This window comes from Frigoribacterium sp. NPDC087798 (genome assembly GCF_044742985.1).
Classification (GTDB): domain Bacteria; phylum Actinomycetota; class Actinomycetes; order Actinomycetales; family Microbacteriaceae; genus Frigoribacterium.
Genome location: NZ_JBIUVP010000005.1, coordinates 168,753 through 193,338 on the forward strand (window position 1 = coordinate 168,753; position 24,586 = coordinate 193,338).

24 protein-coding genes are annotated in these 24,586 nt (G+C 71.2%); 12 read left to right on the forward strand and 12 right to left on the reverse strand.

Going from position 1 to position 24,586, the window contains the following annotated elements; translation table 11 throughout:
- Positions 1 to 25 precede the first annotated feature (25 nt).
- From ACIOSR_RS13510 to ACIOSR_RS13520, 3 genes are all read left to right on the forward strand, one after another.
- Complete coding sequence (locus tag ACIOSR_RS13510; protein WP_123571708.1) at positions 26 to 463, forward strand: DUF5997 family protein; 438 nt, start codon at positions 26 to 28, stop codon at positions 461 to 463.
- A 27-nt stretch (positions 464 to 490) separates the two neighbouring features.
- Positions 491 to 1,393, forward strand: a complete 903-nt coding sequence (locus tag ACIOSR_RS13515) for a neutral zinc metallopeptidase (protein ID WP_402752882.1) — start codon at positions 491 to 493, stop codon at positions 1,391 to 1,393.
- Between the two features lie 167 nt (positions 1,394 to 1,560).
- Complete coding sequence (locus tag ACIOSR_RS13520; protein WP_402752883.1) at positions 1,561 to 2,568, forward strand: NADP-dependent oxidoreductase; 1,008 nt, start codon at positions 1,561 to 1,563, stop codon at positions 2,566 to 2,568.
- Positions 2,569 to 2,631: 63 nt separating this feature from the next.
- On the opposite strand, the gene ACIOSR_RS13525 is transcribed toward ACIOSR_RS13520, so the two are convergent.
- Positions 2,632 to 3,555: a carbohydrate kinase family protein gene (locus ACIOSR_RS13525; RefSeq protein ID WP_285062531.1), complete on the reverse strand. Its 924-nt coding sequence runs from the start codon at positions 3,553 to 3,555 to the stop codon at positions 2,632 to 2,634.
- Between the two features lie 82 nt (positions 3,556 to 3,637).
- Here ACIOSR_RS13525 and ACIOSR_RS13530 point away from each other — a divergent pair, with 82 nt between their 5' ends.
- Both ACIOSR_RS13530 and ACIOSR_RS13535 read left to right on the forward strand, forming a co-directional pair.
- Entirely contained in the window at positions 3,638 to 4,579 is a 942-nt protein-coding gene (locus ACIOSR_RS13530; RefSeq protein WP_402752884.1) for an ROK family protein, read from the forward strand.
- Positions 4,580 to 4,750: 171 nt separating this feature from the next.
- Positions 4,751 to 5,794, forward strand: coding sequence for an NAD(P)-dependent alcohol dehydrogenase (locus ACIOSR_RS13535; protein WP_402752885.1), 1,044 nt, complete (start codon positions 4,751 to 4,753; stop codon positions 5,792 to 5,794).
- A gap of 90 nt (positions 5,795 to 5,884) precedes the next feature.
- Here the strand turns inward: ACIOSR_RS13535 and ACIOSR_RS13540 are convergent, their stop codons facing one another.
- The 3 genes from ACIOSR_RS13540 to ACIOSR_RS13550 all read right to left on the reverse strand — a co-directional run bounded on the left by ACIOSR_RS13540 (position 5,885) and on the right by ACIOSR_RS13550 (position 9,779).
- Positions 5,885 to 6,466, reverse strand: coding sequence for a MarR family winged helix-turn-helix transcriptional regulator (locus ACIOSR_RS13540; RefSeq protein WP_402752886.1), 582 nt, complete (start codon positions 6,464 to 6,466; stop codon positions 5,885 to 5,887).
- Entirely contained in the window at positions 6,447 to 8,342 is a 1,896-nt protein-coding gene (locus ACIOSR_RS13545; protein ID WP_082460131.1) for an MDR family MFS transporter, read from the reverse strand. The genes ACIOSR_RS13540 and ACIOSR_RS13545 overlap by 20 nt, the downstream gene beginning before the upstream one ends.
- Before the next feature lie 303 nt (positions 8,343 to 8,645).
- Entirely contained in the window at positions 8,646 to 9,779 is a 1,134-nt protein-coding gene (locus tag ACIOSR_RS13550) for an AI-2E family transporter (protein ID WP_159827634.1), read from the reverse strand.
- A gap of 194 nt (positions 9,780 to 9,973) precedes the next feature.
- Between ACIOSR_RS13550 and ACIOSR_RS13555 the strand changes: the two genes are divergently transcribed.
- Entirely contained in the window at positions 9,974 to 10,525 is a 552-nt protein-coding gene (locus tag ACIOSR_RS13555) for a metallophosphoesterase family protein (RefSeq protein WP_402752887.1), read from the forward strand.
- Here the strand turns inward: ACIOSR_RS13555 and ACIOSR_RS13560 are convergent.
- Positions 10,522 to 11,484 carry a DsbA family protein gene (locus ACIOSR_RS13560; protein WP_402752888.1) on the reverse strand — a complete coding sequence of 321 codons (963 nt, stop codon included), beginning with the start codon at positions 11,482 to 11,484 and terminating at the stop codon, positions 10,522 to 10,524. The genes ACIOSR_RS13555 and ACIOSR_RS13560 overlap by 4 nt on opposite strands.
- Before the next feature lie 273 nt (positions 11,485 to 11,757).
- On the opposite strand from ACIOSR_RS13560, the gene ACIOSR_RS13565 reads away from it, so the two are divergent.
- Complete coding sequence (locus ACIOSR_RS13565) at positions 11,758 to 12,858, forward strand: ABC transporter ATP-binding protein (protein WP_043597318.1); 1,101 nt, start codon at positions 11,758 to 11,760, stop codon at positions 12,856 to 12,858.
- Positions 12,859 to 13,001: 143 nt separating this feature from the next.
- Positions 13,002 to 14,303, forward strand: a complete 1,302-nt coding sequence (locus ACIOSR_RS13570; RefSeq protein ID WP_056043184.1) for a DUF4032 domain-containing protein — start codon at positions 13,002 to 13,004, stop codon at positions 14,301 to 14,303.
- A gap of 74 nt (positions 14,304 to 14,377) precedes the next feature.
- Here ACIOSR_RS13570 and rlmB read toward each other — a convergent pair whose 3' ends face one another.
- Genes rlmB through ACIOSR_RS13590 form a run of 4 tightly spaced genes read right to left on the reverse strand, consistent with a single transcriptional unit; the run spans position 14,378 to position 18,636 of the window.
- Positions 14,378 to 15,424 (reverse strand): 23S rRNA (guanosine(2251)-2'-O)-methyltransferase RlmB, encoded by a 1,047-nt coding sequence (gene rlmB, locus ACIOSR_RS13575; RefSeq protein WP_056043187.1) that lies wholly within the window; start codon positions 15,422 to 15,424, stop codon positions 14,378 to 14,380.
- Positions 15,421 to 16,839 (reverse strand): cysteine--tRNA ligase, encoded by a 1,419-nt coding sequence (cysS, locus tag ACIOSR_RS13580; RefSeq protein WP_173153182.1) that lies wholly within the window; start codon positions 16,837 to 16,839, stop codon positions 15,421 to 15,423. Before cysS ends, rlmB begins: the two co-directional genes overlap by 4 nt.
- Positions 16,836 to 18,164, reverse strand: coding sequence for a 2-C-methyl-D-erythritol 4-phosphate cytidylyltransferase (gene ispD / locus ACIOSR_RS13585; protein WP_402752889.1), 1,329 nt, complete (start codon positions 18,162 to 18,164; stop codon positions 16,836 to 16,838). The genes cysS and ispD overlap by 4 nt, the downstream gene beginning before the upstream one ends.
- Positions 18,154 to 18,636: a CarD family transcriptional regulator gene (locus ACIOSR_RS13590; RefSeq protein WP_043597211.1), complete on the reverse strand. Its 483-nt coding sequence runs from the start codon at positions 18,634 to 18,636 to the stop codon at positions 18,154 to 18,156. The genes ispD and ACIOSR_RS13590 overlap by 11 nt, the downstream gene beginning before the upstream one ends.
- Positions 18,637 to 18,802: 166 nt before the next feature.
- Here ACIOSR_RS13590 and ACIOSR_RS13595 point away from each other — a divergent pair, with 166 nt between their 5' ends.
- Entirely contained in the window at positions 18,803 to 19,369 is a 567-nt protein-coding gene (locus tag ACIOSR_RS13595; protein WP_200412678.1) for a hypothetical protein, read from the forward strand.
- 129 nt (positions 19,370 to 19,498) lie between these two features.
- On the opposite strand, the gene ACIOSR_RS13600 is transcribed toward ACIOSR_RS13595, so the two are convergent.
- On the reverse strand, positions 19,499 to 20,179 hold the full coding sequence (locus ACIOSR_RS13600) for a response regulator transcription factor (protein WP_056043202.1): 681 nt from the start codon (positions 20,177 to 20,179) through the stop codon (positions 19,499 to 19,501).
- Positions 20,180 to 20,192: 13 nt separating this feature from the next.
- A complete protein-coding gene (locus tag ACIOSR_RS13605) occupies positions 20,193 to 21,386 on the reverse strand; it encodes a sensor histidine kinase (protein WP_402752890.1) in 1,194 nt (397 codons plus the stop codon).
- Positions 21,387 to 21,624: 238 nt separating this feature from the next.
- Between ACIOSR_RS13605 and phoU the strand changes: the two genes are divergently transcribed.
- Positions 21,625 to 22,278 (forward strand): phosphate signaling complex protein PhoU, encoded by a 654-nt coding sequence (gene phoU, locus ACIOSR_RS13610; RefSeq protein WP_043597221.1) that lies wholly within the window; start codon positions 21,625 to 21,627, stop codon positions 22,276 to 22,278.
- A 95-nt stretch (positions 22,279 to 22,373) separates the two neighbouring features.
- The gene (locus ACIOSR_RS13615; RefSeq protein ID WP_056043205.1) at positions 22,374 to 22,907 is read left to right on the forward strand and encodes an AAA family ATPase; all 534 of its coding nucleotides are present in this window, start codon (positions 22,374 to 22,376) and stop codon (positions 22,905 to 22,907) included.
- Between the two features lie 95 nt (positions 22,908 to 23,002).
- Here ACIOSR_RS13615 and ACIOSR_RS13620 read toward each other — a convergent pair whose 3' ends face one another.
- The gene (locus tag ACIOSR_RS13620; protein WP_056043208.1) at positions 23,003 to 23,746 is read right to left on the reverse strand and encodes a phosphoglyceromutase; all 744 of its coding nucleotides are present in this window, start codon (positions 23,744 to 23,746) and stop codon (positions 23,003 to 23,005) included.
- 41 nt (positions 23,747 to 23,787) lie between these two features.
- On the opposite strand from ACIOSR_RS13620, the gene ACIOSR_RS13625 reads away from it, so the two are divergent.
- Complete coding sequence (locus tag ACIOSR_RS13625; RefSeq protein WP_402752891.1) at positions 23,788 to 24,564, forward strand: class I SAM-dependent methyltransferase; 777 nt, start codon at positions 23,788 to 23,790, stop codon at positions 24,562 to 24,564.
- Positions 24,565 to 24,586 lie beyond the last annotated feature (22 nt).

Below are 24,586 nucleotides of genomic sequence, written 5' to 3' on the forward strand. Positions count from 1 at the left end.
GGTATCGGCCCGGTACCCTGGGCAGATGACCTCCGACGCGCCGTCCGGCAAGCAGCCGCAGACCCTCAAGCCCTTCACGGCCGCCAAGAAGCTCGGCGTGTACCTGCCGGCCACGCCCGCCGAGTTCCAGGCCGCCCCCGTCACGCGCGAGGCCTTCGCCGAGCTCAGCACGAACCCGCCCGAGTGGTTGTCCGACCTGCGCCGCACCGGTCCGCACCCGCGGCCGGTCGTCGCCCAGAAGCTCGGCATCTCGACCTCGGGCCTCGCCCGTGCCGGCGTCGACGACGTCATGACCACCGACGAGATCCACGCCCTGCTCGACGAGATGCCCGACTGGCTGCGCACCGAACGCGGCATCCACGCCGACGTGCGCGAAGAAGAACTGCGCGTCAAGGAGCGCAACGCCGGCCGCGAGGTCCTCCGCAAGGAGCGCGAGGCGAAAGAAGCCGCCGAGGGGCACTGACCCCCGCCCTGCGCTACCGTCGGCGACATGTCCTTCAACGACGACGCGCGCCTCGACGGCAGCAAGGTCAAGCGACGCGGTCGCGGTCGCACGGTGGGTGTCGCCGGCGGCGGCATCGGCATCGTCGGCGTGATCGCCGTCTTCCTCATCAGCCAGGTCACCGGCGTCGACGTCTCGGGGCTGCTCGGCGGTGGGACGGCCGGCGGAGGCGCCCAGCCGGTCAGCGAGGGCGACCTGTCGTCCGAGTGCACCACCGGCGCGCAGGCCAACGACAGCGTCGACTGCCGCATGGTCGGTGCGGCCGACTCGCTCGACGCGTACTGGGCCGCCGAGGCCCCGGCACTCGGCGTCACCGACTACCGCACCCCCGACTTCTTCCTCTTCAGCGGCTCGACCGACACCGGCTGCGGTGGGGCGACGAGCGCCACCGGCCCGTTCTACTGCCCGCCCGACGAGGCCCTCTTCGTCGACACCGACTTCTTCGAGCAGCTCCGGTCGCAGTTCGGCGCCAGCGGCGGCCCCCTCGCGCAGATGTACGTCGTCGGCCACGAGTGGGGCCACCACGTCCAGCAGCTGACCGGGGCCTTCGACCGTGCCGACCGCAGCGACACCGGGCCGGGCTCCGACACCATCCGGCTCGAGGTGCAGGCGGATTGCTACGCCGGGGCGTGGGTCGGCTCGGCGTCGACCATCGCGGACACCGACGGCACCACGTTCCTCGAGCCCGTCACCGACCAGCAGGTCGCCGACGCGCTCGACGCGGCCGCCGCCGTCGGCGACGACCGCATCCAGTCCGCGAGCGGCGGCCAGGTCGACCCGGACACCTGGACGCACGGCTCGGCCGAGCAGCGTCAGAGGTGGTTCGAGACCGGGCGCAGCCAGGGCGCGACGGCCTGCGACACCTTCTCGGTGCCGACCGACCAGCTCTGACGACGAAGCCGACCCGCGCCTCCTGACGGTCGGCGCCGCACCGCGGCACGGTGCGTCCAGGCAACTCGAAGCGCGTCCTCCGGGCGACGGCGGTCCGGAGGGCGCACACTTCACTCACCCTCGCGACGGCACCGGCGCCGCCGCGACGACAGCAGTGGAGGCGCGTCATGGCACGACCGGGCAAGGCCATCGAGTTCGACGGGTACGGAGACGTCTCGCAGCTGCACTTCGTCGAGCAGCCGCTGCCGACGCCCGCCGACGACGAGGTCGTCGTCGAGGTGATCTGCGCCGGCCTCAACCACATCGAGAACTTCATCCGACAAGGGGACTTCGTCGACCGGCTGCCCCTCGACTTCCCGGCCCGCGAAGGGTCGTGCTTCGCCGGCATCGTCAAGAAGCGCGGGGCCGCCGTGCGCAACTTCTCCGTCGGCGCCGAGGTGATCGGCCACGCGGTGGGCGGCGGCGCGCACGCGACCTACATCGCCGTGCCTGCCAGCGCCGTGGTGCCCAAGCCGCAGCACGTCCCGTGGGAGGTCGCCGGTGGGCTCTACCTCGCCGGGGCCACCGCCTACGACACGGTCCGCAGCCTGCACCTCGGACCCGACGACGTCGTGGTCATCACGGCCGCGGCGGGCGGCGTCGGCCACATCGAGTGCCAGCTCGCCCAGCAGCTCGGAGCCAAGGTGATCGGCACCTGCAGCCCGGGCAACCACGACTACCTCCGCTCGATCGGGGTCGTGCCCGTCGACTACGGCGAAGGCCTCCGCGAGCGCATCGACAAGGCCGCGGGCACCGACCGCCACGTGACGGCGTTCATCGACAACTTCGGCGGGGACAACCCCGCCCTCAGCACCGACCTCGGCGTGCTGCCGGCGCGCTTCAGCTCGAGCGAGGACCGCCTCGAGCGCGAGATCCGCTTCATCGGCGCCGAGCGCGACGACACCGAACCCGCGATGATCCTCTCGGCCCTCGCGAAGCTCATCGCCGAGAACAAGCTGCGCGTGCTCGTCTCGGGCTTCTACCCGTTCGACTACATCGCCCAGGCGTTCGAGGACCTCGCCGAGCAGCACTCGCGCGGCAAGGTCGTCGTCGGCATGCAACCGGTCGAGACCGGCGCCCGCTCGCACTGGTACCTGTCGGGCAAGGCACGGGCGGTCGCCGAGTCGCTGGGCTGAGCCTCCCGCCCGGCGGGCGAGGCGGGCGGGCGCAGGAGGCGCGCACCACCGGACCCGCCGACGTCACCGGGGCAGCCGGAGGAGCGCTCCCGGAGCCCTGACCGTCGCCGCCGCCACGTCCATGGCCCGCCCGAGGGCGGCCGCCCAGTCGACCGAACCGGGCCCGCGCCGCTCGGCGAGCAACGACGCGACGATCGACGCGAAGGTCGCGTCGCCCGCACCCATCGTGTCGACGACCTCGCCGTCGGCGTCCGAGATGCCGCGGGTGAGCGAGGTGCCCGCCGTGTCGCCGGCCGACGGGGCCAGCACCAGACCCGCCCCGGCCGAGCCGCGGGTCGCGAGCACTCCCCCGGTGCCCGCCGCGAGCAGCGCCTCCTGCCAGTCGTCGAGCGTGCGCCCGGCGACGAGTTCGGCGTCGTCGTCACCGATCTTGACGAGCAGGGCCGAGGCCGCGACCCGCTCGAAGCCAGCGGCGAAGTCGGCGATCTGGGCCGCCCCACCGGGCAGGAACCCCGGCCGCGGGTTCGGGTCGACGACGAGCCGCACGGGGTCGGTGCCGACCGCGCGCAGCAAGCGATCGGTCAGCGGGGCGTCGTCGAACGGGTACGAACTGACGGCGACCACGGGGGCGGCGTCGAGCACGGCCCGCTGCTCGGGCGAGAAGTCGAGACCGCGGGCGACGGCGGCGTCGGTGAAGACGTAGGTCGGCTCGCCGGCCACCCGCAGCGAGACCGCCCGGCCGGTGCCGAGGGGGTTGATCGTCGGGACGAGCTCGACGCCGTGCTCGGCGAGGAACGACCGGATGGCCTCGCCGTCGGCGTCGTCCCCGATCGAGGCGAGCAGGGTCGTGGGCACGCCGAGGCGCGACAGCCCGACGGCGACGTTGAGGCCGGCCCCGCCGACGTGGTCGGTCGAGCCCTCGTCGGTGCGGAGCTCGTCGATGAGGGCGTCGCCGAGCACGGCGACCCGACCGTCGGTGGTGTCCATGGGGGTGCCTTTCGTCAGCGTGCCGGCAGCCACCCTATTCCGGCACGCGGTCGGGCCGCACTCCCCCGCTACGCTGGCCGACGTGACCGATTACGCACTGGCCGTCGACGTGGGCGGAACGAAGGTCGAGGCGGCGCTGGTCGCCTCCGACGGAGCCCTCCTCGACGGAAGTCGCGACCGACGCCCCACCGGTGCCGGGTCGACGTCCGACGAACTCGCCGAGGCGGTCCGCGCGGTCGTGGCGCACGCCCTCGACGCCCTGCCCGAGGGTGACGCCCTCGTCGGGGCGGGCATCGGCAGCGCCGGGCCCGTCGACCTCGTGCACGGCACCGTCTCGCCGATCAACCTGCACGCCTGGCGCGGCTATCCGCTGCGGGAGCAGGTCGCGGCCCTGGCGGCGTCGACCCTGCCCGACGCGGCCCCGGTCACCCTGCGGCTCGACGGCGTCAGCCTCGCCCTCGCCGAGCACTGGGTGGGTGCCACGCAGGGGGCGGACAACGCCCTCGCGATCACCGTCTCGACCGGCGTCGGCGGCGGCCTGATCGTCAACGGCCGGCTGCTCTCGGGAGGCACGGGCAACGCCGGTCACATCGGCCAGATCCAGATCGCGGACCGCCCCGCGGGCGAGAGCGCCTGGGCCGCCACGCTCGAGGTCATCGCCTCGGGCCCGAACGTCGTCGCCTGGGCCCGGGAACGAGGCTGGACGGGCGAGCGCGGCGAGGACCTCGCCGCCGGCTACGTCGCCGGGGACGCGATCGCCGTCGCGGCGGTGCGTCGCTCCGCGAACGCCGTGGGCGAGGCGATCTCGTCGGTCACGACCCTCCTCGACCTCGACGTGGTCGCCATCGGCGGCGGCTTCTCGCGCGTCAGCGACGACTACCTCGACCTCGTCCGGGCCGCGGTCCAGGAGGCGCCGGTCAACGAGTACGCCCGTCGCGTCCGGGTCGTCCGCTCGGGCCTGAGCGACGAGAGCCCCCTGGTCGGGGCCGCCGCGCTCGTCTGGCAGGCCGAGCTGCTCGGCTGAGCCGCGCCTCCTCGGGTCGACGACCCGCGCCTCCTCCGGCCGGCCGCTTCTCTGGGAGCCGCTGTCGGGGGTGCCGCCTAGGCTGGGTTGCATCCCACAACGTCGTCGGAATCCGTCGCGCCCGCGGGGCGCGCACCACCACCGCACCACCACTCGCAGAGAGGTCATCTCATGCCCACCACCGTCCCCGTCCTGCTCACGCCGTCCGCCGGCGCCCCCTTCGAGCACTCCACCGTCGAACTGCGCGACGTCGGTCCGAACGACGTCCAGATCGACATCGCGTTCGCCGGCATCTGCCACAGCGACATCCACCAGGCCCGCGAAGAATGGGGCAAGGCCATCTTCCCGATGGTGCCCGGCCACGAGATCGCCGGCATCGTCACCGAGGTCGGCTCCGACGTCACGAAGCACAAGGTGGGCGACCGCGTCGGCATCGGCTGCTTCGTCGACAGCTGCCGCGAGTGCGAGAACTGCCTCGCGGGCGAGCAGCAGTTCTGCGTCAAGGGCAACGTCGCGACCTACAACGGCCGCCAGTACTCGGGCGAGCCCACCTACGGCGGCTACGCCAAGCAGATCGTCGCCGACGAGAACTACGTGCTGTCGATCCCCGAGGGCATCTCGCTCGACGAGGCCGCGCCGCTGCTCTGCGCCGGCATCACCACCTACTCGCCGCTGAAGCACTGGGGCGCGGGCCCCGGCAAGAAGGTCGCGGTCGTCGGCATGGGCGGGCTCGGCCACATGGCCGTCAAGATCGCCCACGCGCTGGGCGCCGAGGTCACCGTCATCAGCCAGACCCTGTCCAAGCGGGAGGACGGCCTGAAGCTCGGTGCCGACCACTACTACGCCTCGAGCGACCCCGAGACGTTCACGCAGCTGCGCAGCTCGTTCGACCTGATCATCAACACGATCTCGGCCGACATGGACATCGACGCCTACGCCCGCACCCTGCGCCTGAACGGCACCATGGTGTTCGTCGGCCTGCCCGAGAACCCGCAGTCGTTCAGCGCCGGCTCGCTGATCGGTGGCCGTCGCAGCCTCGCCGGCTCGAACATCGGCGGCATCCCCGAGACGCAAGAGATGCTGGACTTCTGCGCCGAGCACCACATCGGAGCCGAGATCGAGACGATCGGCGCCGACGAGGTCGACGAGGCCTACGAGCGCGTCGTCGCCAGCAAGGTCCGCTACCGCTTCGTGATCGACACCGCGACCATCTAGCACCCGCCTGCACGCACGAAGGCCCCCTCCCGTCACGGGAGGGGGCCTTCGTCGGTGCGGAGGGCGGGGCGCTGCCGGACGGCTCCGGCGCTACCCGGCGGGGGAGTTGAACCGGCGCAGCCAGCCGGCGAACTCGGCGAGCTCGTCGTCGGACCAGCCCTCGACGTGGTTGCGGAACACGGCGCGGTTCTCGTGGCGCACCTCGAGCATGCGGCTCTCGGCGCGCTCGGTGCTGCGCAGGGTCATGACCCGTCCGTCGGCGGCGTCGGGCACCACGTCGACGAACCCGGCCTCGCGGAGCAACGTGACCTGCCTGCTGACCGCGCTCTTGTCCATCGCCATCGCCTTGACGATGTCGCCGGCGCTGCACGGCTGGTGCTTCATCACGTAGCGCAGCACGTAGAAGGCCGTGGGCGGCACGTCCGGGTCGAAGCGCGACGCCGCCGCGGCGATCGTTCGCTTGGCCTCGACCATCATCGAGCCGATCTCGTCGACCACGCCGGCCATGAGGCCCTCGCGGCCGTCGTCGTCGGGACCCGGGAGGTGCGGTGCGGCCTGCCCCGCGGCCCCGAGGAGGCGCGGTGCGGCCTGGTCGGCAGGGTCGCCCCCCGAGGGGCGCGGCGCGTCGAGCACCGCACCCTCGGGCGGGCCGTCAACGGTCGGCTGCGACATCTTTCTCCTCGACCAGGGACGAGAACACCGGGCTCTCGGCCAGTTCGTCGGCGGGCACCGGGTGCCCTGCCACCTCGGCGGCGCCCGTCGCGATGATCGTGTCGATGGTACCGGTGGCGGTCGTCGTGTGGCCGTGGTGACGGCGCTGGCCCTCGGCGGGACCGCGGCCCTCGTCGATCGGCGAGACCGGTGCCGGCGTCGACTCCGTCGCCGGGGCGCTCGACACGGCGGGGGCCAGGCCGGCCGTGGCCGCGGCTCCCTTGGCGGCCGGGGACGCGGCGTTCGCGTCGACCGGAGCCGCGCCTCCGTCGTGCTCGACCGAGGCCGAGGCCGAGGCAGCGCCGTCCGCCGGGTCGTCCGTCTTCGCCGCCGCACGCTGGAGGCCGGTCTTGGTGCCGAGCTCGACGTTGGGCAGCAGGCAGACGAACACGATGGTGATGATCGCCAGCGGGGCCGCGATCAGGAACACGTCGGCGACGCCCTGACCGTAGGCCGATTCGATGATGGTCCGGATCGGGCCGGGCACGGTGCTGAGGTCGGGGATGCTCGTCGAGCCGCCGCTGCCGAGCGCGCTGGGGTCGACCCCGGCGTCGGTGAGGCCGTCGGTGATGTAACCCGAGACCTTGGTGCCGAGGACGGCACCCATGACCGAGACGCCGATCGTGCCGCCGAGGCTGCGGAAGAACGCGACGCTCGACGAGGCGGCACCGACGACGCTGACGTCGACCGAGTTCTGCACGACGAGGACGAGGTTCTGCATGACCATGCCGATGCCGAGCCCCATCATGGCCATGAAGACCGAGACGATGGCGAAGTTCGTGTCGTACTCGATGGTCGACATGAGGAAGAGGCCGGCGGCGAGCAGGATCGACCCGACGATCATGTAGGGCTTCCACTTGCCGTACTTCGAGATGAGCGCACCGGCGACCATCGACGAGATCAGCAGGCCGAGCACCATCGGCAGGGTCAGTATCCCGGCCATGGTCGGGGACTGGCCGCGCGCGAGCTGCATGTACTGGCCGAGGAACACGCTGGTGCCGAACATCGCGACGCCGACGCTGAGCGAGGCGATGACCGCGAAGGTGAAGGTGCGGTTCGTGAAGAGCGTCAGGGGGATGATCGGCTCCTTCGAGCGGAACTCCACGACGACGGCGAGCGCGAGCAGGACCGCCGCGCCGACGCCCATCAGCCAGCTGGTGGTCGAGTTCCAGTCGAACTGCTTGCCGCCGAGCGACACCCAGACGAGCAGCAGCGAGACGCCGCCGGCGATCAGGCCCGCGCCCCAGTAGTCGACGACGACGGCCTTCTTGGGCTTCGGGGGCAGGTGCAGGGTGCGCTGGATGACGATGAGGGCGGCGACGCCGACGGGCACGCCGACGAAGAAGTTCCAGCGCCAGCCGATCGAGTCGGTGAGCACGCCGCCGAGCAGCGGCCCGCCGATGGTGCCGACGCTCATCACGGCGCCGAGGTAGCCCATGTAGCGGCCGCGCTCACGCGGGCTGATGATGTCGCTCATGACGACCTGCACCAGCGCGGTGAGGCCACCGGCGCCGAGCCCCTGGAAGACGCGGAAGGTGATCAGCGTCGCGGTGTTCTGGGAGAAACCCGCCGCGACGGAGGCGAGCACGAACAGCACGAGGGCGACCTGCAGCAGCACCTTGCGGTTCGTCAGGTCGCTGAACTTGCCCCACAGCGGGGTGCTGACGGTGGTGGCCAGCAGGGTCGCGGTGATGACCCAGGTGTACGAGGTCTGGCTGCCGTTGAGGTCGCTGACGATGCGCGGCAGCGAGGTCGACACGACGGTCGACGAGAGGATCGCCACGAGCATGCCCATCAACAGGCCCGACAGGGCCGTGAGGACTTCGCGGTGGCTCATGCCGGGCGCTTCGCCCGGTTCGTGGGGTGCCGCGGGCTTCGTGCCCGCGGCGGTCGTGGTCTGCGACAAGGTGCGCTCCGGTGGTTCGAGATGGTGAGGACTGACCGCCGTTGGCCGGGTCCGTTGGTTGCAGAATGTCAACCATACGCTTTCGTTGACGATCCGCAACCATTTGAGTGCAGTTGCTGCACTTTTCTCTCGAACGCCCGCGCGAGGGGGGCTCCCGACCGCGGACGCGCAGGAGGCGCGGTGCGAGTCGTCCTCGCACCGCGCCTCCTGCGGGCCCCGCCTCGCCCGTGAGCGCTAGCGGACCTCTTCGGGCCGCTTCTGGCGGAACATCTCGGCCGGTTGGTGGTCGCCGTTCCAGACCTGGGTGATGCCCCAGACGACGGCCATGAGCGGCACGGCGATGACGGCCCCGACGACACCGCCGAGGATCGTGCCGGCGGTCAGGGCGACGAGGATGACGAGGCCGTGGAGCTGCAACGTGCGGCCCATCAGCACCGGCTGCAGGAAGTTGCCCTCGAGCTGGTTCACGACGACGACGATGCCGACGACGATCAGCGCCTGGACGGGGCCGAGCGCGACGAGGGCGACGAGCGCCGCGAGGATGCCCGCGGCCGTGGCGCCCACGAGGGGGATGAACGCCGTCAGGAACACGATGACTGCGAGCGGCAGGGCCAGCGGCACGCCGACGATCCAGAGGCCGACGCCGATCCCGATGGCGTCGACGGCGGCGACCGTCGCCGTGCCGCGCACGTAGCCGCCGAGGGTGGTGACCGTCTTGTCGCCGATGCGACGGGCGCGGGCGTAGTTCTCGCCCTTGAACGGGCGCAGCAGGAACTCCCAGATCGCCGGGCCGTCCTTGAGGAAGAAGAACAGCACGACGATCATCAGCACGAGGCCCGTCGCGAAGCTGCCCACGGCCGAGGCGCCGGCGAGTGCGCCCGAACCGAACTGCGAGCTCGTCACGAAGTCGACGGCCGTGTTGCGGACGTCGTCGATCTGCTGGTCGCTGATCGAGAACGGAAGGGTCGTGACCCAGTCCTGCAGCTTGTTGAAGCCCGAGGTGGCCGAGTCGGCGAGCGAGCTGGCCTGGCTCTCGACGGCCCAGACGATCAGCCAGGCGACGAGCCCGAGGATGATCAACACGGCGAAGAGGCAGATCAGGGTCGCGAGCACCGAGGGCACCTTGTGGCGCCGCAGGAACGCGACGACCGGCAGCATGGCCGAGGCGAAGATCAGCGCGAGCAGCACCGGCAGGGTGACGAGGCTCAGGCTGAGGAAGACGTAGATGACGCCGATCGCGACGACGAGCACCGCGATGATCTGCACGGCACGCGTCGCGAGCGTGCCGAACGCGTCGGCCCAGAGGGAGTGCCGGACGGCGGCGTCCTGTTTGGCCACCTCGGCTTCTTGGCTGCGGAAGAGTGCCACGGTGTCGTCCTCGTTTCTGGGGGTGCGGGGGTCGAGAGGGGCGCCGGAAAGGGCACGGCCGGGCACGGCCGCGTGCCGGTGCGCCGACGGAGGCGTCGGGGGTGATCGGCCCGACTAGGACAGCCAACCCCGTCACGAGAATATCGGGCCGGATCGGTGCCCCCGCGACCCGACGCGCGCCTAGCGTGGGAGTCATGCCGACCTCCGTCCTCGTCGTGTCCGACACCCACGTGCCGCAGAAGGCCAAGGCCGTTCCGGGGGTCGTGTGGACCGCGGTCGAGAGGGCCGACGTCGTCGTGCACGCGGGCGACTGGATCGGCGAACCGCTGCTCGACGAGTTCGAGGCCCGCGCGCGCCTCCTGATCGGGGTCTGGGGCAACAACGACGGCGACGCGCTGCGCGCCCGGTTGCCCGAGGTGGCCCGCACGACGATCGAGGGCGTGCGTCTCGCCGTGGTGCACGAGACGGGAGCCAAGGAGGCGCGCGAACGACGAATGGACCGCGACTTCCCCGAGACCGACCTGCTGCTGTTCGGGCACAGCCACATCCCGTGGGACACGACGACCCCGGCGGGCCTGCGCCTGCTGAACCCGGGGTCGCCCACGGACCGCCGTCGCCAGCCCCACGCCACCTACCTCACGCTGACCCTCGACGCGGGCGAGGTGCGCGACGTGGTGCTGCACGAGCTGCCCGTGGCCGCCCGGGACCGCACGGGGGTGCTCCCGCACCCCCGCATGACGACCTAGCCGGCCGGCGTCTCGGCCGGGGCCGACTCGGCCGGGGCCGACTCGGTCGGGGTCGGCGACGGGCTGGCCGTGCCCGACTCGGTGTAGCTGTTGCCGGCCGCCGTCACGACGAAGCTGCGGAACTCCTGCACCGTGAACGGACGGCTGCCGTCGTACTTCTGCCCGTTGACGAGGACCGTCGGCGTGCCCGTGAGGGCGTCGAGGTCGCTGTTCGGCAAGGGACCGTCGATGGCCCGCTGGGTCGCCGCCGTCACCCACGAACCGAACTCGTCGTCGTCGATGCACCTGGTGATGTCGCTCGCCTTCGTCACCCCGTCGACGCCGGTCGCGATGTCGGCGAGCTGCGAGTCGTCGAGACCGCGCGTGCCCTCTTCGGGTTGCTGCTCGAACATCGCGGTGTTGAAGTCGAAGAACGAGTTCGGCGAGTAGTTCGCCACGCAGGCCGCCGCGTTGGCCGCCCGGTTGCTGTACTTCGTGCCGAGGGACTGGTTCGTGAGGATGGCGACCGGGTGGTACTCGACCGTCGCCGCCCCCGACTCGACGAGGCCGCTGATGTAGTCGTTGTTCGCCTGCTCGAACTCGCCGCAGATGGGGCAGAGGTAGTCGAGGTAGACGACGATGTCGACCGTGTCGCTCGACGCCGTGGACGCCGACGCCGTGGGCTCGTCGTCGGGGCCGAGGGCCCCGGTCTGCACGGCCTCGAAGCCCTGACCGATCTTGATGCCGTCGCTGGCCATGTTGGCGGGGCCGGGGCCGGCCGGGCGGATGCTGTTCGTGATGACCAGCACGACGCCGACGACGATCGCGATCACCACGAGGGCGAGACCGCCCCGCAGCGCCCACTTGCCCGCGCGCTGGCGCCGCTTCTGCTTCTGGCGCGCCAGCTGGGCCTTCTGGCGGGCCGCCGCGCGCCGCTGGTTCTTGGTCAACGACGAGTCGTCGGGATTCAGGTCAGTCATGGGGCTCCGGTGCGCGACGGCCTCGCATGGTCGCGTCGAGCGGGTGGTGGGGACGGTCGCCACGAGTCGTGGCCACGAAACATGGTACGAGGCGAGCCTGGCAGAAGTCCGCCAGGCGCGGGCGAGAGCGGGTGGAGAAGAGGCGCTCCCGTGGCGATCCGAGAGATTTTCATGGCATGCTGATCGGTGGTGGTCACCGCAGACCTCTGAGGTTGATCACCGTCCATTCACAACGGATCGTCCGGCACGTACCTGCCGGTGAAGGAGAAGATCATGGCGTCAGTCACGTTCAGCAAGGCAACTCGTCTCTACCCCGGCAGCACCCGCGCCGCGGTCGACGGCATCGACCTCGAGGTCGCCGACGGCGAGTTCCTCGTCCTCGTCGGCCCCTCCGGCTGCGGCAAGTCGACCACCCTGCGCATGCTCGCAGGCCTCGAAGAGGTCAACTCGGGTGACATCTACATCGGCGACCGCAACGTCACCGACGTCCCGCCGAAGGACCGCGACATCGCGATGGTCTTCCAGAACTACGCGCTCTACCCGCACATGACGGTCGCCGAGAACATGGGCTTCGCCCTGAAGATCGCCGGCGTCGGCAAAGAAGAGCGGGCCACCCGCGTCCTCGAGGCCGCCAAGCTGCTCGACCTCGAGCCCTACCTCTCGCGCAAGCCCAAGGCCCTCTCGGGTGGTCAGCGTCAGCGCGTCGCCATGGGCCGCGCCATCGTGCGTCAGCCCCAGGTGTTCCTCATGGACGAGCCGCTGTCGAACCTCGACGCCAAGCTGCGCGTGCAGACCCGCACCCAGATCGCGTCGCTGCAGCGCCGACTGGGCGTCACCACGGTCTACGTCACGCACGACCAGACCGAGGCGCTCACCATGGGCGACCGCATCGCCGTGCTGAAGGACGGCGTCCTGCAGCAGGTCGGCACGCCGCGCGACCTGTACGAGAAACCGCAGAACGTCTTCGTCGCCGGCTTCATCGGCTCGCCTGCCATGAACCTGCTGCCCGCCGACGTCGTCGACGGTGGCATCCAGTTCGGCACCGCCGTCACCGCGGTCGACCGCGACACCGTCGGCCAGGCCAACGGCAAGAGCGTGACCGTGGGCGTGCGTCCCGAGGACGTCGTGGTCAACACGACCGGCGAGGGCCTCGCGGTCACCGTCGACGTCGTCGAAGAGCTCGGCGCCGACGGGTACCTCTACGGCCACACCGAGGTCGACGGCAACCGCGTCGACGTCGTCGTCCGCGTCGACGGTCGCAACCACCCCAAGCTGGGCGAGACGATCTACGTCACCCCGCAGGCGCACCACGTGCACGTCTTCGACACCGAGAGCGGCGAGCGCCTCGGCGACAAGGCCGTCGTCAGCGCGTAGCACCCCGTCGGGTCGGCCCGTCGAGTCCGCTCGGAGCACTCCTCCGATCGGCCCGGCGGGCCGTCCCGCGTTCCGGCCCCGCGCCTCCCGAACCTCCCCCGCCGCCTCGCCTCAGGCGGCGCTCCCCCGCACGAGAGGCCCTCATGCCCGACTCCCTCAACATCACCTCGGCCACGGCCGACCCGGCGCTGCTCGACCTGCCCTGGGCCCTCCCGCTCGAGGAGTGGCCCGACGAGGCCATCGCGACCCTGCCCAAGGGCATCTCGCGCCACCTCGTCCGGTTCGCGCACCTCAGCGGCTTCGTCATCGCCATCAAGGAGACGTCGGGCGAGATGGCCCGCGGCGAGTACGAGATGCTGCGCACGCTGCAGCGCATGGACATCCCGTGCGTCGACCCGCTCGCGGTCATCACCAACCGCCAGGACGCCGACGGGTCGCCGCTGAACCCGGTGCTCGTCACGCGCCACCTGAAGTTCTCGCTCCCCTACCGGGCGCTGTACTCGCAGACGTTGCGCCCCGACACGGCTCGTCGCCTCGTCGACGCGCTCGCCCTCCTGCTCGTCCGGCTGCACATCATCGGCTTCTACTGGGGCGACGTGTCGTTGTCGAACACGTTGTTCCGCCGGGACGCCGGTGCGTTCGCGGCGTATCTCGTCGACGCCGAGACGGGCAAGCTCTACCCGGGCGGCCTCTCGAACGGGCAGCGCGAGAACGACCTCGAGGTCGCCCGCGTCAACATCGCCGGCGAACTGCTCGACCTCGAGGCCGGGGGTCGCCTCGACGACAACCTCGACCCGGTCGACGTGAGCAACGGCATCGTCGCCGCGTACCGCAGCCTCTGGACCGAACTGACCGGGGCCGAGACCTTCGACAGCTCGGAGCGCTGGCGCATCAACGACCGCGTCGAGCGCCTGAACGACCTCGGCTTCGACATCGAAGAACTGGCCATCAAGACGGCCGAGGGCGGCAGCCAGGTCAAGATCCAGCCCAAGGTCGTCGATGCCGGGCACCACTCGCGCCGCCTGCTCCGACTCACCGGCCTCGACGTCGAAGAGAACCAGGCCCGTCGACTGTTGAACGACCTCGACGCGTACCGCATGCGCACCGACCAGTCGGACTCTGACGAAGAGATGATCGCCCACGAGTGGGCCTCGCGCGTCTTCGAGCCCGTCGTGCGCTCGATCCCCCGCGACCTGCGCGGACGGCTCGAACCCGCCGAGGTCTTCCACCAGCTGCTCGAGCACCGCTGGTACCAGTCGCAGGCCGAGAACCGCGACGTGCCGATCGCCGAAGCCCTCACCTCGTACATCAACGACGTGCTGCGCCACCGTCGCGACGAGCAGATGGTGATCGAGCCCGCGACCGAGTCCCTCACGCTGCCCGAGGCCGCCCAGCTCGAGGCCGACGAGGCCGACGCGGACGAGGACTGGCGCAGCAAGGTCTGAGAGCGCAGGAGGCGCGGGCCGGCGACCAGCCGACCCGCGCCTCCTCGAGGCCCCGCGTCTCGCGGGCGCCCTCGCTACTTCTTCTTGCGCTCGGCGCGGAGCTTCGAGATCTCGTACAACGTGACCGAGGCCGCGATGCCGGCGTTCAACGATTCGACGGCACCGGTGATCGGCACCGACACGATCGCGTCGCAGGTCTCGGCGACGATGCGCGACAGGCCCTTGCCCTCGCTGCCGACGACGACCACGATCGGGCGGTCGGCGAGCTCCAGCCCGGGCAGCATGACGTCGCCGTCACCGTCGAGGCCCACGACGAACACGCCCTGCTCTTTGAACGACTTGAGGGTCTGGGTCAGGTTCGACGCCATCGCGACGGGGATGCGCGCGGCCGCACCGGCCGAGGTCTTCCAGGCCGACGCCGTCAGGCCGACCGAACGACGCTGCGGGACGATGACGCCCTGCCCGCCGAACGCGGCCACCGAGCGGATGATCGCTCCGAGGTTGCGCGGGTCGGTGATGCCGTCGAGCGCGACGAAGAGCGGCTTCTGCTGACGCTTGACCGCGGCCTCGAGCATGTCGACGGGGTGCGCGTACTCGTACGGCGGCACCTTGAGCGCGACGCCCTGGTGCACGGAGTCGTGGCCGGTGATGCGGTCGAGCTCGGGGCGCATGACCTCGAGGATCGGCAGGCCGCGGCGGGTGGCGAGCTGCAGGATCTCTTTCGTGCGCTCGTCCATCTCGATGCGGGCGGCGATGTAGAGCGTCGTGGCGGGGATGCGCGTCCGCAAGGCCTCGACGACGGAGTTGCGACCGGTCACCATCTCGTGGTCGTCGGCCGATTTGGGGCGACGACGGGGGGCGTCCGGTCCGCCGCGACCGGCGATCGGCGACCCGGCACGGGGACCGGCTCCGCCACGACCACGGGCCGCCTCGAGTCGCTCACGCGCCGCCTTGGCCTTGCCCGCGGGGTGGTACGGACGGTCCTCCGCCGCGGGGGTGGGCTTCTTGCCCTCGAGCGCCTGGCGCCCCTGGCCGCCGCTGCCGACCTGCTTGCCCTTGCTGCCCTGACGCACGGCACTGCTGCCGGGACGGCCCTTGCGTGCTCCGCTGGTGTTCTTCACTGTTCGAGGCTCCAATGCGACCCGCTGGGGGTGTCTTCGATGGTGATGCCGGCGCCCGTCAGGACGCCTCTGATCTCGTCGGCCCGCGAGAAGTCGCGATCGGCCCGGGCTTGCTGGCGTTCGGCCAAGAGTACGTCGACGAGCGTGCCGAGCGCGCGGTGCGCGTCGACCTCGTCACCGGCACGCCACTCGGGCGCCGTCGGGTCGATGCCGAGCACGGCCACCATGGCGGCCACGTGCTGCCAGGAGCGTGCGGCGGTGTCGAGGTCGCCGTCGTCGAGGGCCACGTTGCCGGCGCGCACCGTGTCGTGCAGCACGGCCACGGCCTGGGGGACGTTGAGGTCGTCGTCCATCGCCTCGCCGAACTCGTCGGGCACGACGCGGGCACCGACACCGGCGAAGCGCGTGTCGGCGAGGCGACGCTGAGCCCGTTCGAGGAACGTCTCGACGCGGTCGAGGGCTGCCTCGGCCTCGAGCAGCGCGCCCTCGTGGTAGTCGATGGTCGACCGGTAGTGCGCGGCGCTGAAGAAGTAGCGGACGACGACGGGACGGGCCTGCGCCAGGAAGTCGGCGGCGAAGATGGAGTTGCCGAGGGACTTCGACATCTTCTGGCCCTCGACGGCGACGAGGCCGTTGTGCATCCAGTACGAGGCGAAACCCATGCCGGCCGCGGTCGACTGCGCCAGCTCGTTCTCGTGGTGCGGGAACCGCAGGTCGAGCCCGCCGCCGTGGATGTCGAACGCCTCGCCGAGGTAGCGGGCCGACATCGCCGAGCACTCGATGTGCCAGCCGGGTCGCCCGTCACCCCAGGGCGAGGCCCACGAGGCGGACTCGGGCTCGTCGGCCTTGTGGCCCTTCCAGAGGGCGAAGTCGCGGGAGTCGCGCTTGCCCCGCGGGTCGGCGTCGGCCGCGGGTGCCATGTCGTCGATCGACTGGTTGGTCAGGGCACCGTAGGTCGGCCAGGCGGCGGTGTCGAAGTAGACGTCGCCCGAGCCGTCCGGGGCGACGTAGGCGTGCCCCTTCTCGAGCAGCGTCGTGATGATCTGCTGCATCTCGCTGACGCTGGCGGTCGCCCGGGGCTCGTAGGTCGGCGGCAGGATGCCGAGCGCCTGGTAGCCGGCGGTGAACTCGAGTTCGTAGCGGTAGGCGCGCGCCCACCATTCTTCGGTCGTGTCGGCGGCCAGCGCGAGGATCTTGTCGTCGATGTCGGTGACGTTGCGCACGAGGGTGACGTCGAGGCCACGGTAGGTGAACCACCGACGCCAGAGGTCGTAGACCAGAGCCGAGCGCAGGTGCCCGATGTGGGGCGACGACTGGACGGTGGGTCCGCAGACGTACAGCCCGACCTGGCCGGGCACGAGCGGGACGAAGTCGACGAGCGTCTGCTGACGGGAGTCGTAGAGCCTGATGGTCACGTGATCAGCCTATTTGACGCGGCTTCGGTCGCGTCGCCCGGGGACGCCCCGTGGCCCGTGGACGACCCGTCGCGCGTGACGAGTGCCGTCGCGATCACGGCCACGCCCTCGCCCCGACCGGTGAAGCCGAGCCCGTCGGTCGTCGTGGCCGACACGCTCACCGGGGCGCCGACCACGCGCGTCAGCCCCGCCTGCATCTCGACGCGGCGGGAGGACAGCCGGGGCCGGTTGCCGACGACCTGGACGGCGACGTTGACCGGAGCGGCCCCCGCCGCCGCGAGCAGCTCGAGGGTCGCCGTGAGGAAGACGTCGCCGGACGCCCCGGCGAACCGGGGGTCGTCCGTGCCGAAACTCGACCCGATGTCGCCGAGGCCCGCCGCCGAGAGCAGGGCGTCGACGATCGCGTGGGCGACCGCGTCGCCGTCGCTGTGGCCCGCGAGGCCCGCCTCGCCCGGGAAGTGCAGCAGCCCGAGGTGCATCGGCTGGGCCGCGTCGAACGCGTGGACGTCGGTGCCGACCCCGGTCAGGAGGCGCGGGGCCGGTCGAGCGCTCGCGTCAGGACCCGGCCGGGTCGCCTCGCTCTCGGCGACGATCGTCTCGGCCCGGCGCAGGTCCCACGGGGTGGTGATCTTGAAGGCCACGGGGTCGCCCGCCACGACGCGGACGCGGTGACCGGCGGCGGCGAAGAGCGCCGCGTCGTCGGTGTGCTCGACGGACGCCGTCGCGTAGGCGTGGTCGAGGGCGGCGCGCGGGAACCCCTGCGGCGTCTGCATGGCGACGAGTTCACTGCGGTCGACGGTGTCGACGACGAAGGCGGCGTCAGCGTCGACGCGTTTGATCGTGTCGGTGACCGGCAGCCCGGGGACGACGCCGTCACCGCTCGCCTCGACGGTCGTCGCGACCAGGTCGAACTGGGCGGTGGGCGTGAACGGTCGGGCGCAGTCGTGGACGAGCACGGTCTCGACGTCGGGCCCCAGGGCCGTCAGGCCCGCCGCGACCGATTGCTGGCGGGTGGCACCGCCGACGACGACGGAGGCGTAGCCACGGGCCGGGCCGGCGAGGGCGTCGACGAGGGTGCGGGACTCGTCGACGAGCGCCTCGGGCACGACGACGACGACCTGCGTCGGCACGGCCGAGGCGAAGACGGCGTCGAGCGAGCGTTCGAGGATGCTGCGCCCGGCCACCTCGACGAACGCCTTCGGCTTGCCGAGGGCGAGGCGCGTGCCGCTTCCGGCCGCAACGACGACGACCGCCCGACCGGCGACGGACGGGGTGTGGACCCCACCGTCGTCGACCGAGCGGTCGTCGGGAGTGCTAGGACGCAAGGACCTCGTCGAGGACGCTCGACGCCTTCTCTTCGTCGGTCTTCTCGGCGAGCGCGAGCTCGCTGATCAGGATCTGACGAGCCTTGGCGAGCATGCGCTTCTCGCCGGCCGAGAGGCCACGGTCCTGATCGCGACGCCAGAGGTCGCGGACGACCTCGGACACCTTGATGACGTCACCGCTGGCGAGCTTCTCGAGGTTCGCCTTGTAGCGGCGCGACCAGTTGGTCGGCTCTTCGGTGAAGGGGGCGCGGAGCACGTCGAAGACGCGGTCCAGCCCTTCTTTGCCGATGACGTCTCGCACGCCGACCAGGTCGACGTTGTCTGCGGGTACTTCGATGGTCAGATCACCCTGGGTGACGCGAAGCTTGAGGTACAGCTTCTCTTCGCCCTTGATGATCCGCTTCTTGACTTCTGAGATTGTCGCTGCCCCGTGATGCGGGTATACAACGGTCTCGCCGACCTCGAACTGCATGAATCAGGCTCCATTCTGCGACACCCAGGATACCATAAGCCGTCGTTGGTAAGGCTGCCCTAAGGAACCGACCCCTGCGGGCGCGGATAAGCTGGACGACGTACGTTTGTCGTGACGCTGATCCTGGAGGACACCTGTGCGAGCCCCAACCCTGAAGTCGCGTGGCTTGACGACGCGGCTCGTCTCGGCCGCCGCCGTCGGTGCCGTGGTCGTCCTGACCGCCGCCGGCTGCAACTTCATCAGCCCCCAGGCCACCACGAAGCAGTACGACGCGAGCGACGGCACGAGCGTCAACGTGGGCGACATCCAGGTGCGCAATGCGATCGCCCTCACCGCGAGCGAGGGCGACGGCGGCACCGCCAGCCTCAGCATGGTCGTGCTCAACACGAGCGACGAGGCCGCCGAGGTCTCGTTCGAGTACCCCACGACCGACGGCAAGAAGACCCAGACCGTCGACGTCGACGGCTCGTCGCAGGTCTCGTTGGGCACCGAGCCCGGTCAGGACCAGTTCCTCATGGAGTCCCTCGACTCCGACCCGGGTGCCCTCGTGACGATCTTCGTCCAGTACGGCACCGAGACCGGCAAGTCGTTCGTCGTGCCCGTCCTCACGGGAGCGCTGGGCGAGTACGCCACCCTGCTGCCCTCGCCCACGCCGTCCGGCGAGGCCACGCCGTCGTCGACGCCGTTGCCCGAGGCGACCCAGCAGGCACCCTCCTCGTCGCCGACGCCGTAGCGTCTCCCTCACGTCAGCCGAGAGGCCCGGCCCGCCGAGTGCGGTGCCGGGCCTCTCGCGTCCTCCGTACACCGCGCCTCCTCGGGGCCGTCGGCGCGGTGGGGACGGGCCGACGGCCCGCCCTCGGGATCAGGCCTCGATGCGGTAGCCGAGACCGCGTACCGTCACGAGCGCCTTCGGCTCGGACGGCACGGCCTCGATCTTCGAGCGGATGCGCTTGATGTGCACGTCGAGCGTCTTGGTGTCGCCGAAGTAGTCCGAACCCCAGACCCGGTCGATCAGCTGACCGCGGGTGAGCACGCGACCGGCGTTGCGCATGAGCAGTTCGAGCAGCTCGAACTCCTTGAGGGGCATGGCGACGTCGTCCCCGCGGACCGTCACCACGTGACGCTCGACGTCCATTCGGATGTCGCCTGCCTCGAGCATCGAGTCGGACAGGTCGTCGGGGTCGACGCGGCGGCGCAGCACGGCCCGGATGCGGGCGAGCAGCTCCCGGGTCGAGTACGGCTTCGTGACGTAGTCGTCGGCACCCAGCTCGAGGCCGACCACGATGTCCACCTCGCTGTCCTTGGCGGTGAGCATGACGATCGGCACCTGGGACCTGGTGCGGATCACGCGGCAGACCTCGGTGCCCGGGATGCCCGGGAGCATGAGGTCGAGCAGCACGAGGTCGGCACCGGTCTTGTCGAACGCCGCGACGGCGGCCGGTCCGTCCTCGGCCACGCTCACCTGGTAGCCCTCGCGCTGCAGGATGTAGGCGAGCGGCTCGCTGAGGGACTCTTCGTCCTCGACGATCAAGATGTGGGTCATCGGGTCTCCATGGTCATCGTGTCTCCTGGTGCTCGGGTGCCGAGGCGGCCGTGGTCGGGATCGATCGGGTGGCGGGGTCGACGTCCGCCGCCGGCAGGCGCAGGGTGAAGGTCGACCCCTTGCCGACCTGCGACCAGACGCGCACGTCGCCGCCGTGGTTCTGCACCACGTGCTTCACGATGGCGAGTCCGAGTCCCGTGCCGCCGGTCCGTCTCGACCGGGCCGGATCGACCCGGTAGAACCGCTCGAACACCCGGTCGAGCTCGTCGTCGGGGATGCCGTAGCCCTGGTCCGTCACCGAGATCTCGACCACGCCGGCCTGGTCGAGGGTGGCGCCGATGCCGACCCGCGAACCGTCCGGCGAGTAGTTGATCGCGTTGGCGACCAGGTTGTCGACGGCCGTGACGAGCATCGCCTGGTCACCGATCACGTGCGCGTGCTTGCCACCCCGGACGACGAGGTCGATGCCCCTCGCCTCGGCACCCACGCGGTTGCGGTCGACGGCGGTGTCGACCACGTGGCGCACGTCGACCGACTCGCTGGTCTCGAGGGCGTCGGTCGCCTGCAGACGCGACAACTCGATGATGTCCTGCGTGAGGCGGCCGAGACGGCCGGCCTCACGGGTCAGCCGAGCGGCGAAGTGGCGCACCTGCTCGGGGTCGGACGACGCGGACTCCAGCGCCTCGGCGAGCAGGCCGACGGCCCCGATCGGCGTCTTGAGCTCGTGGCTGATGTTCGCGACGAAGTCACGGCGCATGTCGTCGAGCCGACGACCCTCGGTGCGGTCCTCGGCGAGCACCAGCACGAATCGTCCACCGAGCGCGGCAGCCCGCACGTGCACGGCGATGGTGGCCTCGCTGCCGGGCAGGCGCGGCAGGGTGAGCTCTTCGACCACCGGGTCGCCGTGCCGACGCACCGCGTCCACGATCGTCTCGACCTCGGGGTGCACGAGGTGCTGTTGGGCCGAGACCAGGCCGAGCTGACGTGCCGCCGCCGAGGCCTTGAGCACGTTGCCCGACGGGTCGACCACGAGGCCCGCCGACTCGAGTGCGTCGAGCACGGCGTCGATGCCGTCGGGCAGGGCGACGTCGACGAGTGCCGCGGCACGCACGGCTCGTCGGTGGGCCGAGACGACGACCACCACGATCGCGGCACCGACGACGACCCCGAAGGCCAGCGACAACGGCACCAGCCAGGCGGATTCCATGTCGTTCACAGTAGTGACCCCCCGGCGGGCGGATGAACGGGAGGTCGTCCCATCCGCTGTACTTTGGTCAGAGTTCAGGCGGTGATCACCGGTCGTTAACCTTCACCGGAGACCATCGTCGGGACTGTGCGGGCGACTCTGCCCCACGTCACGAGCCGACCGTGCGACCCGCACGTCGCTCACAGCCACCGTGCTCCCAGGGCCACCGAGCCCCCACGACGAGAGGGTCGAACACGACATGCGCGAGGTATTCCAGCAGGAACTCCTGGAGGTGCAGGAGCGTCTCGTCGAGATCGCCGGCCTCGTCGCCGTCTCGATCGCGAACGCGACCACGGCCTTCAACGAGTCGAACGTCTCGTTGGCCGAGCAGGTCATCGCCGACGACGACAAGATCGACGAGCGCGCCATCGCCCTCGACGAGCTGGCCATCGACATCCTGGCCCGCCAGAACCCGGTCGCCCGCGACCTGCGCATCGTGGTCAGCGCGCTGCGCATCAGCGCCTCGCTCGAGCGCATGGGCGACATGGCCGAGCACATCGCCCAGCTCGCCCGCTACCGGTTCCCCGAGAAGGTCGTGCCCAAGTCGCTGCGTCCGACGTTCAAAGAGCTCGGCGAGCTCGACGTCGCCATCGCGAACAAGCTCACCGAGCTGCTCACGACCGAGGACGTCCGCCTGGCGGAAGAGATCCGCAACGACGACGACCGCATCGACGAGCTGCACCTCAGCGTCTTCGACAAGGTGCTCGGCGAGACCTGGAAGGGCGCGGCCGTCGACACGGTCGACTCCACCCTCGCGTCGCGCTACCACGAGCGCTTCGCCGACCACGCCGTCTCGATCGCCAAGAAGGTCCAGTACCTCGCGACCGGCGACTGGGTCGCGCCCGAGGTCTGATCGACCCTCGGCCCACAGGAGGCGCGGTGACCGTTCGACGGGCACCGCGCCTCCTGCGTTCTCTCGGGGCCTGCGTCGTCCGCGAGGATGGGGGCATGGCTTCAGTCGCGATCCTCGTCAACGGTCTGCCCGGATCGGGCAAGACCACCCTCTCGGCCACGCTCGCCGGGGTGCTCGGGTGCCCGCTGCTCGCGAAGGACCCCGTCAAGGAGGCGCTGGTCGACCTGGCCGGGCCGATGATCGCCCCCGAGGCCCTCGGTGGCATCGCGATGGACACCGTCTGGGCGATGGCGGGCGAGGTCGAGGCGGGCGTCGTCGTCGACGCCTTCTGGCACCGGGAGCGCGACCTCGAGTTCGCCCGGGCCGGCGTCGAGCGTGCCGGGTCGCCCCGCACGGTCGAGGTGTGGTGCGACGTCGACCCCGACACGGCGCTGCAGCGCGTGGTCGACCGGCTCGCGGCCGGCGGTCGGCACCCGGCCCACGGCACGGTCGAATCGACCCGGGCCTCGTGGCCGACGTGGGCCGCCGCGGCCGAGCCACTCGGCGACTGGCCCGTGATCCGCGTCGACACGAGCACGCCCGTCGACATGGACGACCTGGTGGTGCAGATCAGCGAGCGGTTCGTCTGACGACCGCCCCGAACCCGGGGGTGCCGGGGGTGCCGGACGCCGAAGCGCCCCACGCCCCGAGAACGGGGCGCGGGGCGTGGGAACGTCGGGAGGCGCTACTTCTTGCCCTGGTTCGCGACGGCGGCGGCACCGGCGGCGGCGGCCTCGGGGTCGAGGTAGCGGGCCGGGCCGGTGGGCACGAAGTCGTCGTCGAGCTCGTAGACGAGCGGGATGCCCGTGGGGATGTTCAGCTCGGCGATCTCGTCGTCGCCGATGCCGTCGAGGTGCTTCACCAGCGCGCGCAGCGAGTTGCCGTGTGCGACGACGAGGGTGACGTCACCGGCGGCCAGGCTCTCGGTGATGTCGCTGTGCCAGTAGGGCAGCATGCGCTCGATGACGAGGGCGAGGGATTCGGTGCGCGGCGCGTCGATGCCGAGTTCGGCATAGCGCTTGTCGTGCGCCTGCGAGAACTCGCTGTCGTCGTCGAGCGGGGGCGGCGGCACGTCGAACGAGCGACGCCAGGTCTGGAACTGCTCGGGCCCGTACTGCTCGAGCGTCTGGGCCTTGTCTTTGCCCTGCAGGGCGCCGTAGTGGCGTTCGTTGAGTCGCCACGACCGCTTGACGTCGATCCAGAGCCGGTCGGCCTCGTCGAGCGCGATGTCGGCCGTCTGGATCGCCCGGGTCAGGCGCGACGTGTAGAGGATGTCGGGCAGCAGGTCGGCCTCGCGCAGCAGCTCGCCGGCCCGCTTGGCCTCGGCGCGGCCCTGCTCGGTGAGCCGCACGTCGACCCATCCGGTGAAGAGGTTCTTCGCGTTCCATTCGCTGTTGCCGTGACGCAGGAGGATGAGGGTCGAAGTCATGCCGCCAGCGTATCGCGACGGCCCGATGGCAGACTTGGCTCATGCCCATCGGTTCCGTCACGCGAGGGACGACCGGCACCAACCGCCTGCGCCGCGTCGATCGCTGGATCGCCGCGCACCCGTCGTTCCGGCGGGCGGACGACCCGCTCGTCGTCGACCTGGGGTACGGGGCGAGCGCGACGACTCCTCTCGAACTGCACCAGCGCCTCCTGAAGGTGCGAGACGACGTCGAGGTCGTGGGCATCGAGATCGAGCCCGAGCGCGTCCGGCGGGCGAGCCTCTCGGCGCGGCCGGGCGTGAGCTTCCGGCGGGGCGGCTTCGAGGTGCCGCTCGACGGCGACCGGCGACCCGCGGTGATCCGGGCGTTCAACGTGCTCCGGCAGTACGACGAGTCGCAGGTCGCCGACGCCTGGGCGTTGATGACCGGCCGGCTGCAGCCCGGAGGCGTCCTCGTCGAGGGCACCTGCAACGAGGTGGGGCGGGTCGCGAGCTGGATCGACGTGACCCCCGAGGGGCCCACGACGTTCACGATCTCGCTGCGCCTGGCCGGGCTCGAGCTGCCCTCGATCGTGGCCGAACGGCTGCCCAAGGCCCTGATCCACCGCAACGTGCCGGGTGAGCGCGTGCACGACCTGCTCGTCGACCTCGACCGGCAGTGGGCTGTGGCGGCCCCGCTCTCGGTCTACGGGCCGGTCCAACGGTGGCTCGCGACGGTGCAGGGGCTCCGCGACATGGGTTGGCCGGTGCTCGGCGGGCGGTCCCGCTGGCGGCTCGGCGAGCTCTCGCTGCCCTGGGCCGCCGTCACGCCTCGCGACTGAGCCGGGGCGAGCCCGGTCGGGT

Bases quoted from the DNA above. Each gene is read 5' to 3' on its own strand.
- ACIOSR_RS13535 (WP_402752885.1), top strand. From the start codon at position 4,751: ATGCCCACCACCGTCCCCGTCCTGCTCACGCCGTCCGCCGGCGCCCCC.
- ACIOSR_RS13605 (WP_402752890.1), bottom strand. From the start codon at position 21,386: ATGGAATCCGCCTGGCTGGTGCCGTTGTCGCTGGCCTTCGGGGTCGTC.
- ACIOSR_RS13525 (WP_285062531.1), bottom strand. From the start codon at position 3,555: ATGGACACCACCGACGGTCGGGTCGCCGTGCTCGGCGACGCCCTCATC.
- ACIOSR_RS13545 (WP_082460131.1), bottom strand. From the start codon at position 8,342: ATGAGCCACCGCGAAGTCCTCACGGCCCTGTCGGGCCTGTTGATGGGC.
- ACIOSR_RS13515 (WP_402752882.1), top strand. From the start codon at position 491: ATGTCCTTCAACGACGACGCGCGCCTCGACGGCAGCAAGGTCAAGCGA.
- ACIOSR_RS13570 (WP_056043184.1), top strand. From the start codon at position 13,002: ATGCCCGACTCCCTCAACATCACCTCGGCCACGGCCGACCCGGCGCTG.
- ACIOSR_RS13615 (WP_056043205.1), top strand. From the start codon at position 22,374: ATGGCTTCAGTCGCGATCCTCGTCAACGGTCTGCCCGGATCGGGCAAG.
- ACIOSR_RS13565 (WP_043597318.1), top strand. From the start codon at position 11,758: ATGGCGTCAGTCACGTTCAGCAAGGCAACTCGTCTCTACCCCGGCAGC.
- ACIOSR_RS13625 (WP_402752891.1), top strand. From the start codon at position 23,788: ATGCCCATCGGTTCCGTCACGCGAGGGACGACCGGCACCAACCGCCTG.
- ACIOSR_RS13560 (WP_402752888.1), bottom strand. From the start codon at position 11,484: ATGACTGACCTGAATCCCGACGACTCGTCGTTGACCAAGAACCAGCGG.
- ACIOSR_RS13620 (WP_056043208.1), bottom strand. From the start codon at position 23,746: ATGACTTCGACCCTCATCCTCCTGCGTCACGGCAACAGCGAATGGAAC.
- ACIOSR_RS13510 (WP_123571708.1), top strand. From the start codon at position 26: ATGACCTCCGACGCGCCGTCCGGCAAGCAGCCGCAGACCCTCAAGCCC.
- ACIOSR_RS13590 (WP_043597211.1), bottom strand. From the start codon at position 18,636: ATGCAGTTCGAGGTCGGCGAGACCGTTGTATACCCGCATCACGGGGCA.
- ACIOSR_RS13555 (WP_402752887.1), top strand. From the start codon at position 9,974: ATGCCGACCTCCGTCCTCGTCGTGTCCGACACCCACGTGCCGCAGAAG.
- phoU (WP_043597221.1), top strand. From the start codon at position 21,625: ATGCGCGAGGTATTCCAGCAGGAACTCCTGGAGGTGCAGGAGCGTCTC.
- ACIOSR_RS13600 (WP_056043202.1), bottom strand. From the start codon at position 20,179: ATGACCCACATCTTGATCGTCGAGGACGAAGAGTCCCTCAGCGAGCCG.
- ACIOSR_RS13520 (WP_402752883.1), top strand. From the start codon at position 1,561: ATGGCACGACCGGGCAAGGCCATCGAGTTCGACGGGTACGGAGACGTC.
- ACIOSR_RS13540 (WP_402752886.1), bottom strand. From the start codon at position 6,466: ATGTCGCAGCCGACCGTTGACGGCCCGCCCGAGGGTGCGGTGCTCGAC.